Source organism: Actinophytocola sp. (genome assembly GCF_035762905.1).
GTDB lineage: Bacteria > Actinomycetota > Actinomycetes > Mycobacteriales > Pseudonocardiaceae > DASYTH01.
The window spans coordinates 1-16,829 of the sequence record NZ_DASUCC010000155.1; the positions used below are offsets into that span (position 1 = coordinate 1).

Annotated in this window: 13 protein-coding genes; 6 read left to right on the forward strand and 7 right to left on the reverse strand. The window is 71.0% G+C overall.

Annotated elements, in window-relative coordinates:
- Positions 1-3,033: invasin domain 3-containing protein (locus tag VFV67_RS33765; RefSeq protein WP_326474781.1), on the forward strand; the 3,033-nt coding region annotated here is incomplete at its 5' end.
- Positions 3,034-3,053: 20 nt separating this feature from the next.
- Here VFV67_RS33765 and VFV67_RS33770 read toward each other — a convergent pair.
- The 3 genes from VFV67_RS33770 to VFV67_RS33780 form a co-directional block, all read right to left on the reverse strand.
- Entirely contained in the window at positions 3,054-3,686 is a 633-nt protein-coding gene (locus VFV67_RS33770) for a class D sortase (protein ID WP_326474782.1), read from the reverse strand.
- 91 nt (positions 3,687-3,777) lie between these two features.
- Positions 3,778-5,886: a hypothetical protein gene (locus VFV67_RS33775; protein ID WP_326474783.1), complete on the reverse strand. Its 2,109-nt coding sequence runs from the start codon at positions 5,884-5,886 to the stop codon at positions 3,778-3,780.
- Between the two features lie 13 nt (positions 5,887-5,899).
- The gene (locus VFV67_RS33780; RefSeq protein ID WP_326474784.1) at positions 5,900-6,595 is read right to left on the reverse strand and encodes a hypothetical protein; all 696 of its coding nucleotides are present in this window, start codon (positions 6,593-6,595) and stop codon (positions 5,900-5,902) included.
- 1,047 nt (positions 6,596-7,642) lie between these two features.
- On the opposite strand from VFV67_RS33780, the gene VFV67_RS33785 reads away from it, so the two are divergent.
- The 4 genes from VFV67_RS33785 (at position 7,643) to VFV67_RS33800 (ending at position 12,071) form a co-directional block, all read left to right on the forward strand.
- Entirely contained in the window at positions 7,643-9,310 is a 1,668-nt protein-coding gene (locus VFV67_RS33785) for an Ig-like domain repeat protein (protein ID WP_326474785.1), read from the forward strand.
- A 248-nt stretch (positions 9,311-9,558) separates the two neighbouring features.
- Positions 9,559-9,957 (forward strand): YciI family protein, encoded by a 399-nt coding sequence (locus tag VFV67_RS33790; RefSeq protein ID WP_326474786.1) that lies wholly within the window; start codon positions 9,559-9,561, stop codon positions 9,955-9,957.
- A 5-nt stretch (positions 9,958-9,962) separates the two neighbouring features.
- Complete coding sequence (locus VFV67_RS33795; RefSeq protein ID WP_326474787.1) at positions 9,963-11,204, forward strand: RNA polymerase sigma factor; 1,242 nt, start codon at positions 9,963-9,965, stop codon at positions 11,202-11,204.
- Positions 11,205-11,213: 9 nt separating this feature from the next.
- Positions 11,214-12,071 carry a hypothetical protein gene (locus VFV67_RS33800; protein ID WP_326474788.1) on the forward strand — a complete coding sequence of 286 codons (858 nt, stop codon included), beginning with the start codon at positions 11,214-11,216 and terminating at the stop codon, positions 12,069-12,071.
- A gap of 43 nt (positions 12,072-12,114) precedes the next feature.
- Here the strand turns inward: VFV67_RS33800 and VFV67_RS33805 are convergent, their stop codons facing one another.
- From VFV67_RS33805 to VFV67_RS33815, 3 genes are all read right to left on the reverse strand, one after another.
- A complete protein-coding gene (locus VFV67_RS33805; protein WP_326474789.1) occupies positions 12,115-12,717 on the reverse strand; it encodes a TIGR03086 family metal-binding protein in 603 nt (200 codons plus the stop codon).
- Positions 12,718-12,823: 106 nt separating this feature from the next.
- Positions 12,824-13,588 (reverse strand): cation transporter, encoded by a 765-nt coding sequence (locus tag VFV67_RS33810; RefSeq protein WP_326474790.1) that lies wholly within the window; start codon positions 13,586-13,588, stop codon positions 12,824-12,826.
- Positions 13,588-13,935 carry an ArsR/SmtB family transcription factor gene (locus VFV67_RS33815; RefSeq protein ID WP_414636399.1) on the reverse strand — a complete coding sequence of 116 codons (348 nt, stop codon included), beginning with the start codon at positions 13,933-13,935 and terminating at the stop codon, positions 13,588-13,590. The genes VFV67_RS33810 and VFV67_RS33815 overlap by 1 nt, the downstream gene beginning before the upstream one ends.
- Before the next feature lie 435 nt (positions 13,936-14,370).
- Between VFV67_RS33815 and VFV67_RS33820 the strand changes: the two genes are divergently transcribed.
- Positions 14,371-15,972, forward strand: a complete 1,602-nt coding sequence (locus tag VFV67_RS33820) for an MFS transporter (protein WP_326474792.1) — start codon at positions 14,371-14,373, stop codon at positions 15,970-15,972.
- A gap of 23 nt (positions 15,973-15,995) precedes the next feature.
- Here the strand turns inward: VFV67_RS33820 and VFV67_RS33825 are convergent, their stop codons facing one another.
- Positions 15,996-16,661: a TOPRIM nucleotidyl transferase/hydrolase domain-containing protein gene (locus VFV67_RS33825; protein WP_326474793.1), complete on the reverse strand. Its 666-nt coding sequence runs from the start codon at positions 16,659-16,661 to the stop codon at positions 15,996-15,998.
- Between the last annotated feature and the right edge of the window lie 168 nt (positions 16,662-16,829).

Genomic DNA, 16,829 nt, shown 5'->3' on the forward strand with positions numbered 1-16,829 from the left:
GTCACCGTGCAGCTCAAGGACGCCAGCGGCAACAACCTGACCACCGGCGGGGCGACCGTGGTGATCACCACCGACCTCGGCACGGTCTCCGGGGTCACCGACAACGACAACGGCACCTACACCGCCACGTTGACCTCGGCCACCAGCGTCGGCACGGCCACGCTCGGCTTCACCGTCGCCGGCACCGCGGGCACCGCCACCGCCACCGTGGCCTTCGTGCCCGGGCCGGCCGACCCGGGCACCTCGACCATCGCGGCCGACCCCGGCTCGATCGTCGCCGACGGCGTCACGACCTCGACGGTCACCGTGCGGCTCAAGGACGCGCAGGGCAACAACCTGACCACCGGCGGCGCGACCGTGGTGATCAGCACCGACCTCGGCACGCTGAGCGCCACCACCGACAACGGGGACGGGACCTACACCGCAACGCTCACCTCGGGCACCGCCGGCGGCACGGCCACCCTCGGCTTCAGTGTGAACGCCGTGCAGGGGGTCGACACCGCCACCGTGGCGTTCGTGCCCGGCCCGAGCGCGATCACCTCGACCATCACGGCCGACCCCAGCTCGATCACCGCCGACGGCGCCTCGACCTCGACGATCACCGTCCAATCGAAGGACGCGGAGGGCAACGACCTGACCATCGGCGGGGCCACCGTGGTGATCAGCACCGACCTGGGCACCGTCTCCGGGGTCACCGACAACGACAACGGCACCTACACCGCCACGCTCACCTCGGGCACCACCGCCGGCACCGCCACGCTCGGCTTCACCATCGGCGGCACCCAGGCCGTCGCCACCGTCGCCGTCGCGCTCACGGCCGGCCCGGCGGACCCCGGCTCCTCGACGATCTCGGCCGCCCCAGGGTCGATCGTCGCCGACGGAGTCGCCACGTCCACGGTCACGGTCCAGCTCCGGGACGCGCTGGGCAACCCGCTGACCTCCTCCGGGGGGACCGTGGTCATCAGCACCGACGCCGGCACCATCTCCGTCACCACCGACAACGGCGACGGGACCTACACCGCGTCGCTCACCTCGGTCGCCCTCGGGACGGCCACGCTCTCGTACACCCTGGGCGGCACGCCCGGCGCCGCCACCGCCACCGTCGCCTTCGTGGTCGGGCCGCCCGACGCCACGACATCGGAGATCACCGCCTCGACCACGACCATCACCGCCGACGGCACGTCGACAACCACGATCACCCTGCGCGCCAAGGATTCCCAGGGCAACGACGTGGGCACCGGCGGAGCGGCCGTCGCGCTGGCCACGACGGCGGGGACACTCTCGGCGGTGACCGACAACGGCGACGGCACCTACACCGCCACCCTCACCGCGCCCACCACGGCCGGATCGGCGACCGTATCGTTCACCCTCAACGGCACGCCGGGCGCGAACTCCGTGGTGATCACGCTCGAGCCGGGTGTCGCGTCGCCGGCCACGTCCCGGATCACGGCGGACCCGACCGGCATCGCCGCCGACGGCAACGCGACGTCGACGGTCACGGTCCGGCTCATCGACGCCTACGGCAATCAGATCCCCACCGGCGGGCCGGCCGTGGTGATCGCGACCGACCTGGGCACGATCGGCGCCACGACCGACAACGGGGACGGGACCTACACCGCCACGCTCACCTCGGCCACGACCGCCGGCACCGCCACGCTGTCGTTCACCATCGCCGCCGTCGCCGCCACCGCGACCGCAACGGTCGAGTTCCAACCCGGCGCGGCGGTGGCGAGCACCTCAGAAGTCACCGCGTCGCCCGCGTTCATCGCGGCCGACGGAACGTCGACGTCGGCGATCACCGTGCAGGCGAAGGACGCGTTCGGCAACGACGTCACCACCGGCGGGGCCGTGGTCGTGATCGCCACCGACGCCGGCACCATCTCCGGCGTCACCGACAACGGCAACGGCACCTACACCGCCACGCTGACCTCGGCCACCACGCTCGGCACCGCCACCCTCACCTTCACCATGAACGGCGCCGCGGGCACCGACACCGCCACCGTGCGGTTCGTCCCCGGCCTCGCCGACCCGGCCCTGTCCGAGATCACCGCCGACCCGCCCGCCGCCGAAGCCGACGGCGTCACCATCGCGACGATTCTCGTGCGGTTGCGCGACTCCCGAGGTTTCCAACTGGAGGGCGGCGGCGCGACCGTCACCATCACCACGACCGCGGGCACGCTGTCGGCCGTGACCGGCAACGGCGACGGCACCTACCGGGCCACCCTCACGGCACCCAGGGCACCGGGGATCGCCACGATCGGCTTCACCGTCAACGGCAGCACCGGCCACCGCACCGCCACGGTGACCTTCACCGACACCGTGGCGCCCGCCCCGCCGGTCATCACCTCCCCGGCCGCCAACGCGTTCGTCCGGCCCAACACTCAGCTCGCCGGCACCGGTGAGCCCGGGGTGACCGTCACCGTGCGGGACGGCACCGGCAACGACGTGTGCGCCACCGTCGTGACCGAGGCCGGCGACTGGTCCTGCTTCCCGGGCTCGCCGCTGCCCGCCGGGGAGGTCGACCTCGTCGCCGTCGCCACCGACCTCGGTGCCAACGTGAGCCCGCCGTCCACGGCGATCACCGTCACGGTGGTGGACACCACGCCGGCCGTCGTCCTCAGCCTCACCGACGCTGCGCCCGGCGACACCCAGACCGCCCTCGGCACGGGATTCCTGCCCGGCGAGACGATCTCCGGCCTCCTCGAGTCGACCCCCGTCGCGCTCGGAACCCAGTCCGCGGGCGGCGACGGCCGGGTGACGTTCAGCATCACGATCCCGACCGACATCACGGTCGGGACGCACCGGGTCACCCTGACCGGCCAGGCCAGCGGGGCGGTCTGGGCGACGTTCGACGTCGTGCTGGTGGCGACCCCGGAGTCACCCGAGCTCGCGGCCACCGGGTCGGGGGAGGGTGATCTCGCGTTCACCGGCACGAACCTCGGCGCCCTGCTGCTCCTGGCGATCGTCGCCTTCGCGTTGGGTGCCCGGCTGGTGCTCGCCGCCCGGGTCCGGCGCCGGCGCACCGGGCCATGACCCGAATGCCGTCCAGGACGTCAGTCCGGTACCGGCTCCGGGCCGGTCTGCTCGACCAGAGTGGCGGTGACGATATAGCGGTTCGGCGTCGTGTAGCGCGCGTTCAGTGGCCAGCAGGTCACCAGGGCCAGGCTCGGAACGTGACCCCGGTACACCGGATGACCGACTGGGACAACCTGTTGCTCGGCGACCTGGTACACCCAGGTTCCGCAGGAACCGGCGAGCACGATCCGGTCGGCCGGCCGGAGCCGGTCGAGGACGCGGAAGTGGGTGATGTTGTGCCCGGCCAGCACGACCGCCGTGCCCTCTCCCGGCCAGTCGCTGCCGGGCACGTGGCCAACCACCCTGGCCAGGATGGCCCGGCCCACGCCCTCGCGCACCGGGACCGTCACGCCCAGCCGCGGAATCCGCAGCGTGATCGAACCGTCCCCGGCCGGCCGGCCGGTGCAGGACTCGAGCTCGTACCCGCGGACCGTGCCCGGGTACGGCTCGGCGTCGGACCCGGTCGCCGTCCGGTCCTCTTCGGACAACAGGTGCGCCGCCGTGGCCGGGTCGGCCGCGGACCCCACGCCGAGCAGGACCACGCCCAGGGTCACGGCCAGCCCGATCCTGGCCACGCCGGCCGGCGGCGGTCGCCGGTGGCGCCCGTTCATGTCGGCCCCTCGCAAGCTCGGTGCCGCCGAACCCGGCCGCCTCGCAGGCTCGGCTGCCGGGCAGTGCCCGATGGTTGGCTCGCAAGCTCGCTCATGTCGGCCCCTCCGACCAGAGCACCGGGACGATCTCCGAGTAGCCGAACGGGTGCGTGCCGGCCTCGTCGATCCACGCCTGGAAGTAGATGGGCCGGGCCTGGGCCTGGGTGCAGATGAGCTGGAACAAGGCGGTGCCGTCCGGCCCGGTGGTCGCGAACGCGGGGCTGCGGCCCTGGTCGAGGCCGTTGATCCGGGCCTCACCGGCCAGCGGTCCGCCCTGCGCGTAGCTGACCTGGCCGAGCGCGACCCGGACCCCGGCGCGGTGCACCGGACCACCCGCCGGCGACCGGAGCGCGGCGCTGACCGTGATCGCCTGGCCGGGCCGCAGCGGCACGTTCACGTACCCGGGCAGCAGCGCGACCCTGTACGGCTGCGGGGTGGCCAGCGGCGACGAGCTGACCGTGCGCGGACTGGCGGTGAACGCGTGCACCACGAAGGGGGTGGTCAGGCCGGGCATCGATCCGATGTTGGGCGCGACCAACTGGTATTCCGCGGTGTCGCCGCCGGGCAGTTCCACAGGGCCCTCGATGATGTTCCACCGGGTGCTGGCCTGCCCCGAGGGGTTGGTCGCGAAGTGCGGGTGCAATGTCCCCGGCGTGGTGTTGGTGGCCCTGACCCGCAGTTGCCACACCGACTGCAACTGCCCCCCGGTCTGCACCCCGATCACCTCCAACCGCAACGGTTGCGGTGTGCTCATCGCGACCGCGGAGGCGGCCAGGCACGGGGCGAACACGACGAGGCAGATCACCGCGGGCTTGCGCGTCCACGCCCAGCCGAGCCGTGGCAACGGCAGGCGCGCGGCTCGGGCGAACTCCTCCCGGTTGGTGGTGAGCACGGAAACCAGCCAGATCGGGGCAAGGATCATGAAATACCCGGCAAGGGACCGGCCCGACGGGAAGAAGGCCAGCCACGGCAGGATCCAGGCGGCCATCCCCAACCGCCGGAACCACGCCAGGTACAGCACGAACACGCCGAGCCCGGCGCACGCTCCGGCGTAGTTGAACCAGTCCACCGCGCCGCCGCCGATGCCGAAGAACAGGCTCAGCCCGACCAGGCCCTGGCCGTACGGGATGGCGTGCTGGGACAGCGTCTCGCCCACCCCGCCCCACCACAACCCGGCGTCCCACACCAGGAACGGCAGGTTCACCACGGCGAACGCGCCCGCCGCGACGAGCAGGTAGCGCAACGTCAGCGCGGTGGCCCACCGGGCGGGCAACTGCCCCCGGCGCAGCAGCCACAACCCGCTGATCGCGAACGGAACCGCGAACCAGACCAGCGGCTGGGTCGCCGCGGCCAGACCAAGGCAGGCCGCGCGGACAACGCCCGACCGGCCGAGCGCTCCGCTTTCGCCGACCCGGGTCCACCCGGCCACGGCCACGGTCAGGAACGGCAGTGCGATCAGCGCGGTCAGGCCTCCGATGGCCAGCCAGAACATCACCGGCAGGCCCACGCAGCTGACCACCGCCGCCGGCCGCCACGCAACGGGCAGCAGCAGGAACGCGAGCACCGCGGTGACGCCGAGCGCGGCCACCGTCACCAGCGGCACGGTCTGCACCCCGCCGGTCAGCGGGATGGCCACCGCGGTGATCAGGACGGACAGCGCGGGATAGCTCAGCGTGTCGACGGTCTGGCCGTCCATGGTCATCGTGGCGAAGTGGATCGGCACGTGGAACCGGCTCAGCGCGTCGGAAAGGTCGACGCCGTACGGGTTGACGCCCTGGAGCAGCAGCTCCGCGGACTGATGCACGAACGCGGCCTCGTCGGTGCCGTAGCCCACGTTGTAGAACAGGTGCGTCCGGGTCCACCCGGCGAGCACGCACAGCGCGGTCACCAGGGTGACGACGTCGATCCGGCCAAGCTGCCGGGAGGTGGACGCCGCCGCGGTCAGGACACCGAGCACCATGCCGGCGAGCATGGCGCCCATGCCCACCACCCCGGTCCAGTGCAGTTGGATCGTGGTCTGCCAAGCAATCCATGCCCCGCCGAACAGGCTGATCGCCGCCAGCAAGCTCAGCGCCTGGTGACCTCGCAGGCTCCGGTCCGGCGCCTCGGGCGTCGGCGGACCGGCGGTGGGGACGGGGCGGGTGGCCGCGGGTGCGCTCAATGCGCAACCTCGCTTACCGGAGCCGATGGGCCGGCCGGCGGCGCAGCGCCAGCGCGGCCACGGCGCACCCGGCAGCGGCGGTCGCCAGGATCAGGCCCACCGCGGCTCCGTTCCACGGCCCGGGCCAGGAGCCCGTCTGCGCCGTGGTGGCATCGGGGACCGCGCCGCCCGGCGCCTTGACCACGGCGAACGCCGGGTCCGCCGTGATGGTGATCTCGGCCCGGCCGTCGGTCACCGTCGCCGGCTCCGGGGTTGCCGAGGTGGTCGAGTCCATGCGCAGCACCACCTGGCCGGCGGTGATGGACGGGCCGGTGACGACGACCGTGACCGGACCGGAGAACAAGGCGGTGTTCTTGGTGCCGTCCGCGTTGTAGACCGCGACCCCCAACGTCGCCGAGACGCTGTAACCCGGATATCCCACGTCGTCGAGCCCGGCCGTCACCTCGGCGATGCTGGCGGTCGTGAGCCGCAGTTGCGAGCCGGCGGGCAGCGCGCCCGCGGGTGCCTGCACCTCGACGGTCCCACCTTCGACGGTGCCGGTGACCGTGCCGCCCTCCGGGCCCACCGTCGCCGCGGCCACCACCTGGGTGTAGCCGCCGAGCACCACCGCCCCCGCGCCCGGACCGGTCGGCGCGTACCCACCCCCGGGCTGTGCCGCCGCGCCCGCACCCGCGAACCCGCACACGGCGAGCCCCGCGACACCAACCACAAGCAAGCCTCGACTAGGAAAACGCACGGGAACCTCCCTGGTTCGGGGATATCCAGCCATCGACAGTAGGCCGGTCCCAAACCACGGCATCGCGATTACATTCGTTCGAGGCAGGAAGATCACTCCACCGTGCGAAGCTCCTCCGACCGGTGACCCTCTGCGCAGTCAACGAATCTGCGGAAACACTGGTTCCGTTGAAACAATCCGCGATACGGCGAAATCCGTTCCCGGATCGTGTCCACGATGGACCGGCACAAGCAAACCCAACAGTACCCGCCGCCCAGCGTTCGGCAAGCCTAGCCAGCACCAACCAGCAGCACCCGCCCCCTCGCCAATCAGTCCAATTCGGCCCGTCATCGATCGCGCGTTCGGGTTGCTGGCTCTGCTCCGCCATCCTCGCGCCCCTGCAAGGTGATTCCCCCCGATCGCAGCGTGTTCGGACACCTGGCACCAGACGTGAATGGATTGGCACCATCGCGCTGGGTCAGCGCCATCAACGCCGATTAAACCCTCCCTCGCCCGCACCACACCATCGTTGACGTTACAGCGCAGACGGGGGAAACCCGACCAGAGATCGCCCGCTACACCCACATCCAGTGACCACACATCAGCCAAGAGGTCACGTCGGCCAGGAATTGCCGTCCTAATTGAGGGGTGCTTCCATGGCAGGCGCCTTAACGCCCAACCAGGAAGGTCGTCTGTCATGGCTCGCCCCACCACCGTTGGAAAGCCCGGCGACGATCGCGAACTGCAAGTGGAGCGTTCCCTCCACTCAGGTGGCTGTCGGCCATAGGTATGGCCGCCATTGTCCTGCTGTCGACCGCCGCACCTGCCACGGCAGTTTCCCCACCCAGCACCGGAACCGATGCTGCCCAACCGAACGTGGCGACCGCGCCCCGAACACCCAGCCACCAGCGGAAGACAACCCCGCCCCACCCCCGTCCGAACCGGCCCCCACCCCAGCCGACCCCCAACCCGCCCCCACCCCCAGAGCCCAAGTCGAACCAACAGTGGCAGTCTCGGGCCCATCGACCTCCGGCCCATCAGGTGAGATCACCTTCACTGCCACCGTCACCGGCACCAACGACATCCGTCCAACCGGAACAGTCACCCCTCACCAGCTCACCCGACATCGGCACCTGCACCACCGACCCCCTGACCCCCGGACCCACCCCCAACGACGCCACCGGTTCCTGCACCCTCACCACCACCCCGGGTCAAGCCGTCACCGTCACCGCCACCTACACCGGCGACACCACCTACGACCCCGCCACAGCCACCACCACCTACCAGGCCGCCCAAGCCACCCCCACCGTGACCATCACCGGCCCCACCTCACCAGGCCCGTCCGGTGAGACCACCTTCACCGCAACCGTCACCGGCAGCGGCAGCATCCGTCCAACCGGGACGGTCACGCTCACCAGTATCCCCGCCTACCAGGCCGAGCGGCTCACGCCAACCGTGATCATTGTCAGGCCGGCCCTGCCGGTACCGACGGGCCCTCCTCAGGAAGTGCGGTTCGCCGCGACGGTGATCGGCAGCGGCGGGATCCGCCCGACCGGGACGATCACCTTCACCGGCTCGCCCGGGGACGCCAGCTGCACCTCCGGCCCGATCACGGCCGGTCCCGGTAGCAGTGAGGCCACCGGATCCTGTGTACTGCGGATCCGGCCCGGCGAGCGGCTCACCGTGACCGCCCGCTACAGCGGGGACATGGCCTACACCCCCGCCTCCTCGGTTTCGGTCATCTACGAGACCGCCAGGCGCACCCCGACGGTGGCGGTCACCGGACCCACCTCGCCGGGACCGTCGGGGGCGGTCACGTTCACCGCGACGGTCACCGGCAGCGATGGCATCCCGCCGACCGGAACGGTCACCTTCACCAGCTCACCCGACGTCGGCAGCTGCAGCACCGATCCCCTGACACCCGGGCCGGGCACCAGCGCCGCCACCGGATCCTGTGCGCTGACCATCGCACCCGGTCAGAGCGTCACGGTCACCGCCATCTATCTCGGGGATGTCGTCTACACCCCCGCCGCCTCGGCGCCGGCCACCTACCAGACTGTCCGGTTGACGCCCGCGGTGGCGGTCACCGGCCCCGCCTCGGGCCCGCCGGGACCGGTCACCTTCACCGTCGCGGTCACCGGCAGCGGCGGGATCCGTCCAACCGGGACGGTCACCCTCACCACGGTGCCCGGAGACAGCGCCTGCACCACCGATCCGCTCATCCCCGGACTGGGAACCAGTGACGCCACCGGATCCTGCGCGGTGACCATCGCGCCCGGTCAGCTCGTCACGATCGTCGCTACCTACAACGGCGACAGCGTCTACAGTCCGGCCAGTTCGACTCCCACCTACCAGGCCGGTCAACTGACCCCGACGGTGACCGTGGCGGGTCCGGCCGCGTCCGGCCCGTCGGGATTGGTGCCGTTCACGGCCACCGTCACCGGCAGCGGCGGGGTCCGGCCGACCGGGACGGTCATCCTCACCGGCTCATCCGACACCGTTAGCTGCACCATCGATCTCGACACGCCCGGACCCGGCACCAGCGACGCCACCGGAACCTGTGCGCTGCAGATCGGACCCGGGCAGGCCGTCACCGTGACGGCCGGCTATTCCGGTGACGCCGGCTACCTGTCCGCCACCGGTGAGACCACCTACCAGGCCGACTCAGCGCGCCGGGCCACCCTGGCGATGGGTCACCAGCAGCCATGACCGTTGGTACTGACAGCGGACCGGCCACCCCGCACCGCGACTGACCCCGGGCCGCGGGCGCACGCCAGCCACGCCACCGAAACGGCGACCGACAGCGCTGCCCGGTCCTGAGCCGAGTGCGCGCGACCCATCGGCGGCGGGGACAATTTCGGCGCGGGTGTCGAGTTCGGGTGGGTCTGTTCGTCATCCTCCGTGGACGGCCATCTGGGCCGTTCGACGTGACCGGGATGATGGGGCCGGGAGGGTCTGTGAAGTACCTGCTGTTGATCTACAACTGTGAGCCGCCGGAGCCGGGCGATCCGGGGTTTGCCGAGGCGGTGGCGAGGGTGAACGCGTTCGCCGATGAGTGCCGGGCACGCGGTGCGCTGGTGGCCGCGGACAAGGTGGCCGCTGAGCACACCGCGACCACGGTCAGCGTCCGGGAGGGCCGCACGATCGTCACCGATGGCCCGTTCGTGGAGACCCACGAGCACCTGGGCGGCTTCTACGTGCTCGACTGCGCCGACTTGGACGAGGCGCTGGAGCTGGCGGCGCTGTGTCCGTTCGCCGAGTTGGGCACGATCGAGGTCCGGCCGCTGGTCGTAGTGCCCGGAGTTGATCACCGGGTGGCGGTCCGGCCGGTCGACCGGGCGGCGGGTGCCGGCTGACCCGGATGAGCGGTCCGGTGACCGAGCCGGCGATGCTGGTGGAGCGGATCTTCCGGGAGCACCGGGCGCGGATGCTCGCCGCCCTGGTGCGGGTCCTGGGGGATTTCGAGCTGGCCGAGGATGCGCTGCAGGAAGCCTGCGCCGTGGCGTTGACGCACTGGCGGACGCGCACGCCGGACGACCCGATTGCGTGGCTGCTCACCGCGGCCCGCAACCGCGCGATCGATCGGTTGCGGCGCGCCCGGCTGGGCGCGGCGAAGCAGGAGCAGGTCGCGGGTGAGCCGAGGGCCGAGACGATGACCGGGTTCGACGAGAATCTGCTGGACGCCGTGGGGGACGAGCGGCTGAGCCTGATCTTCACCTGCTGCCACCCGGCGTTGGCCCCCGAGGCGCGGATCGCGTTGACCCTGCAAGCGGTGGTCGGGCTGACCGCCGGGCAGATCGCCCGGGTGTTCCTGGTCAGCGAGGCCACCCTGGCCCAGCGCCTGGTCCGGGCCAAACGCAAGATCCGCGACGCCGGCATCCGCCTCGCGGTTCCGGCCGACCATCGGCTGCCCGAGCGGCTGGCCGAGGTGCTGACGGTGGTGTATCTGATCTTCACCCAGGGCTACACCGCCACCGCCGACACCGCCGAGTACCGGCAGTTGCGGGCCGAGGCGATCCGGCTGGGCAAGCTGATCGCCGCGCTCATGCCCGACGAACCCGAAGCCCTCGGCCTGGTCGCGCTGCTGCTCCTGCACGACTCGCGGGCCGCCGCCCGCTACGGCCCGTCCGGCGAGGTGGTGCTGCTGGCCGATCAGGACCGCACCCGCTGGGACCGCGCCGAGATCACCGAAGCCATCGGGCTGCTCGGTAGGGCGCTGCGGCACGACCGACCCGGCCCGTACCAGTTGCAGGCCGCGATCGCCGCGCTGCACGCCCAGGCGGCCTCGGCCGCGACCACCGACTGGCCGCGCATCGCCGCCCTGTACGAAGAGTTGCTCGCGGTGGCGCCGTCACCGGTCATCGCCCTCAACCACGCCGTCGCGGTCGCCATGACCGACGGCCCGGCGGCCGGGCTGACGCTGATCGAGCAGATCGACGGCCTGGCCGGCTACCACCTGTTCCACGCCGCCCGCGCCGACCTGCTGCGCCGCCTCGACCGCACCGACGAGGCCGCCACCGCCTACCGGGCCGCCCACGAACTCGCCACCAACCCGGCCGACCGCCGCTTCCTGGCCGGCCGGCTGCTCGCCCTCGACACCTGAGGAGTCGCCGTGCGACTGTCCATTCTCGACCACGGTCACCGCCTGCGGGCCCGACTGTTCCTCTCCGCCACCTCGCGAGACGCGCCGGACGTGCCGCGCATGCTGCTCTACCGCCCGGACTTCGTCGCCCGACCACTGCTGGCCATCACCGCCCCGGCGATGCGCGGACCCTCCTACTGGACCGCCGCCGAACGCGAGTACCTGGCCATGACCACCGCCGCGCGCCACGAGTGCCCGTTCTGCGTGACCACCCACACCGAACTGATCCGCATCGCCGGCCACGGCGAGATCGACCCCGACGACCCGACCAGCCCCCGCCCCGAACTACGCGCGGTCCGCGCCTTCCTCGACACCCTGCACACCGCGCCGGACACCGCCACCCCACCCGCCGATCTCCCCGAGGAAGCGGTGCGCGAGGCGCTGCGGGTGGGCCTGGTGTGGGACATCGTCAACCGGCTGGCCAACGCCTTCGGCTTCACCCTGCGCGGCGACCAACTGCACAGCGGCACCCGCGCCCTGCACCGCTTCGGCTATCGCTTCCCCGGCTTCCTGCTCGCCGGCGGCGACCGCACCGACCACGGCGACCCGATCGCCACCCTGCGCCACGCCGTGTTCACCGCCCCCGCCACCACCGGCCCGGCCCTGCGCACCGCCGCCGGCACCGGCACCGAACTCGCCGAACCCTGGCAGACCTACACCGCGCTCGTGCGTGAGACCTCCCACCAGATCACCGACGCCGACCTCGACCGCCTCACCGCCGCCGGGCACACCGAGGACGAGATCTTCGAGGTGACCGTCGCCGCCGCAGTCGGCGCCGCCCTGGCCACCTACGACACCGGTGACCGGCTGCTGGCCCGGAAATCCTGACCCCGGGACGGTCGAGATCGCCGAGCACCGGGCCCCCGACCGGTCAGGCCAGGACCGGCCGCCAGGCCGCCCGCCCGAGATAGGCGAGCAAGCGGGTCTGCTCATCCGCCCCGTCCGGTGGGTCCAGTTCGGGCCCGAAGAACCCCGGCCGGCGCACCACGGAGGACCGGGCCCAGTCGAAGGCCACCGCCACCAACCGCGGATCCAACTCGACCGCCATCCCCAGCGCATGCCCGATATCCCAGGTATGCGCCACGGTGTCGGTCACCAACAACGGAACGACCGCGATCAACGGCACCTGCCCGATCCCGGTGATCGACACCGTCCGGCCCAACGCCTCGTCGGTCAACGCCGCCACCGACTCCGCCCGCGCCGCCCGCCAGGCCGCCACGGGGTCATCCCCGGCAACCGGCGCCGGATGCGGTGAGCCGGGCGCCCCGGTCGGCGGCGGATCCGCCTCCCCCGTGGCCCATGCCCGCAGCTGCCACTGCGCCCAGATCACGTGCCCGGCCACATCCCGCACCGTCCACTCCGCACACGCCGACGACGACTCCCACCGATCGGCCGGCACCGCGGCCAGCACCCCGTCGAACCCGTCCTGCGCCAACCGGTACCGCTCCATCGAGTCCGCACCATCCCTGATCACCACAGCACCCTTTCCTCGAAGGTCCGCACGACTCGAGGACGATCGACCACGGGCGAACTCGACACCCTCCAACCAACATTCAGCACAAGCCATACAACGCTGTTCCTTACGGCTGAACGTGCTCGTTGTGGTCGAGGCGGTTGGTCGGCGCCGGGCAGCAGTCGCAGCCGGGCCCGCACCCGCAGGCATCGGCATCCCGTTCGGCGGCCGTGGCACCGGCGTCGGCCAGGACCGGCACCGCGCAGCATGCCTCGCCGCGCCAGGCGTCGCGGCCTTCCTTGAGCGCGATCGCGGCGATGACCAGGGCGGCCACCGGGTCGGCCCAGGACCAGCCGAACAGGCTGTTGAGGCCGAGCCCGACCAGCAACACCGCGGACAGGTAGGTGCACAGCAGGGTTTGCTTGGAGTCGGCCACCGCCGAGGCCGAGCCCAGTTCGCGGCCGGCGCGCCGCTGGGCAGCGGACAGCACGGGCATCACGGCGAGGCTGACCGCGGCCAGGATCAACCCGACGGTGGAGTGGTCGGCCTGGGCGGCACCGAGCAGGGTGCGGATCGATTCGATGGTGATGTAGGCGGCCAGGACGAAGAACGACACCGCGATGATCCGCAGCGTGGTCTTCTCCCGCACCTGCCGCACGGCGTGCTCACGGGCCGAGAACTGCCAGGCGACCGCGGCGGCCGAGGACACCTCGATCACCGAGTCCAGCCCGAACCCGATCAGCGCGGTGGAGGAGGCGATGGTGCCGGCGGTGATCGCCACGACGGCTTCGATGACGTTGTAGGTGATGGTCGCGGCGACCAGCCACCGCACCCGCCGGGCCAGCACCGACCGCCGCGCCGGCGAGGTGGTGACCTGGGCAGTGGCGGCCATCAGCAGCACTCCTCGGTCTCGGCCGTGGGGCACGCCTGGGGGTCGACGGTCAACACGAGGCCGAGCAGGTCGCCAAGCGCATGGGCCAGCTTCGGCTCGGCCAGCTCGTAGCGGGTCCGGCGACCCTCGGGGACCGCGACGACCAGCCCGCAGCCGCGCAGACAGGCCAGGTGGTTGGACAAATTGGGGCGCGTCACAGCGAGGGTGTCGGCCAGCACGGCCGGGTAGGCCGGACCGTCCCGCAACACCAGCAGAATCCGGGCGCGGGTCGGATCCGACAGAGCGTGGCCGAACCGGGCCAACACCTCAGCATGGGTCGCGACTCTCAACACCCCGCGACAGTACATCAAACGCTGAACTCAGGAAGGGCTGAACAAGCTGACCGGACAGGCATGGGAGAGGTTCCTTCCGAGCGGGTCGGGTTACCTCATGTCATAACCGACCGCCGGAGCCCATACATGATCAATTCCAATATCGGGAAAATACTGGGCTCCACCACGGCTCCTGCGCTCGGCCGATTGTCCACTATTCGGGAAAGCCACGTGATTGCCTGCTGCGCCGCCCGGGTCGGCCGTTGATTCACCCCCGGGGGATGAGGAAGACCCGATGTGGCATCGCGACGATCGTCTGCACGTCCGGATCCGCACGGCTGGTCGCCGGCCCGGCCTAGTCCCAGGAGGCGCCCGATGCCCGCAGGCAGGCAGGGCCGGTGATGGGTGGATGACCAGGATTCGGATCCACGTTCCGGGAAGCAGCGCGGCTGTTGAGGCGGTCGGGGTTACATGACCGACGATGCGGGCACGGGCGGCGCTGGGCGGGAAGACGGTCACCAGCGGCGGCTTGCGCTCCTCCTGGCGATGGCGATGTTCGTGCTCGTCGTCGATACCTCGCTGATGAACGTGTCGATCTCGTCGGTGGTCCGTGATCTGGACGCGACCGCCAGCGGTGTCCAGTCGGCGATCGCGCTCGAGGCGCTGGTATCGGCCGCGTTCATCCTGATCGGCGGCAAGGTCGGCGATCTCATCGGTCGCAAGCGGGCGTACGTGTTGGGTCTGCTCGGCTATGCGATCGGCGCGCTGGCGATGGCGTTCGCCCAGAGTCTCGTTGCGGTGATCGTCTTCTGGGCGGTGCTGGGTGGAATCGGCGCATCGCTTCTGCTGCCGGGAATGCAGTCCCTCATCCACGGCAACTTCGTCGGCGCGGCGCAAACGAGGGTCTATGCCCTGGTCGGGGCGGCGGCAGCGATCGCCGCCGCGGTCGGACCGCTGCTCGGCGGGTTCATCACCACCTTCCTCTCCTGGCGGGTCGCGTTTGGACTCGAGTTCGTCATCATCGCGATCGTGCTGTCCGGTATCGGCCTGATCCGCGACGTGCCCTACACCGGCCCGCGCGCCATCGACACGGTTGGGGCGCTGCTGTCGGTCCTGGGCATGGGCGGCATCGTGCTGGGCATCCTGGTGTGGCAGGAAGGCGGGGAATACGTCCTGGCGCTCATCGGGATCGGAGTGATCGCGATGGGCGCACTGGTGTGGTGGCTGGCGCGGCGCAAGCGTCGAGGGAAGCCGACACTGCTTGACCCGGATTTGTTCACCTCAAGCATGTTCAAGCTGGGGATCTCCCAGCAGATGCTCCAACAGATCGCCCTGGGCGGCACGATGATCGCGCTGCCGATCTACCTGCAGATGGTGCTCGAGTACAACGCGTTGCAGGCCGGCCTGTCCCTCGCTCCGCTCTCCCTGAGCATGTTCGGCATCGCATTGCTCGCCGGGAAGAGAGCAGGAAAACGCCGCCCCAGCAGCATCATCCGGATGGGATTCCTGCTGCTCACCGTCGGCATCGCCCTGCTGATCCCGATCGTCCCCCGGGCCGAGTTCGGCTGGGCACTCGTGCTCCCGCTCGTGATCGCGGGATCAGGTCTGGGACTGCTGGTGTCCCAACTCAACAACTACACGCTGTCCCCGATCTCGGATGAGCGGGTCAGTGAGGCCGCCGGCACGAACTCCGCGGCCGGTTCGTTCGGGCTGTCCTTCGGCCTGGCGTTCGCCGGCGCGATCATGCTCGCGACCCTGTCCATCGGATTCACCGCGATGGCCGAAGACAGCACCGTGCTGCCCGCAGCCGACCAGCACCAGGTCGCACAGCGACTGGAAGAAGACGCGCAAGTCATGAGCAACACGCAACTCCAAGGACTGCTCGTCGACCAGCCACAGGAGATTCAGGACGAGATCATCCGCATCAACACCGCCACCCGACCGCTCGCCCTGCAGGTGGCCTTGCTCATTCCCCTCCTGGCCGGCCTCATCGGCTTCCTCAACTCATTCCGCATGATGCGCCTACCCGACCCCGCCTCCTCAAGTTCCAGCGAGGGAAAGACCCTCGGCTGACTCCGCGCCCGCACCCGGTCGGGTCAAACGGCGGTGAGCAGCGCGTCGAGCGGCCGAGGCAAGGTGTCCCGGCCCACCGCCGCCTCGACCAGCAGCCGGGCGTAGCGCAGGTTGCGGACCGAACTGCTGCGCACGAACCGGTACAGCTGCGCTCCGGGCTGCCGGCCGCGCCAGGCCGGCTGGCTTTGAAAAGACCGGAACGAGCGGAGGTCACCCTGCGCGTCGAAGAGTGCTTCCACTCCGGCGGTGCCCACCGCGCGAATCAGCTCCTCCTCCAGATCGTTGACGCAGCAGTAGAACCCGAGCTGCTCCAGGTCGGTCCGGGTGCGGGGGGAGCCGACCTGCAGCGCGACCAGACCGCGCCGGAATACCTCCTCCTCACGAAGGTCGTACAGACCGGCGAGTCGCACCCGGGTGCCCAGCGGGCCCAAATTCGTCAGCACCCGGCCGATCGCGTGCGCCCCGCCGATCGGCATGACCACGATCCGCTCCGCCTCGAGATCCCGGCCGCGGCCCACGGCGGCCGTTTCCAGTGCGATCTGGTCGCTGATGCCCTCGACGAGCACCACGGCCACGGCGTTGTCGACCTTCGCCACGGCCCGGGCCGTGGCGCGAACCGTGGCGTCAGGACCACTGTCGTAGCCGTCGAGCACCCTGCGGGCCAGCTCACGGCGCGTGGGGCGATCCATCATGACTCCGCTCCGGTTTGGCCAGGCTTGGGCTGGTCAGATGTTCGGGGTTCTTCGTGCGTCCTCTCTGTCGCTACCAGTGGATTCAACACTTGTGAAACGTTTCGCGCACCGCCGGTGGGCATGCTCTGGATCACCGCCGGCTCGCGGAGCGGGCTGCGGCACAGT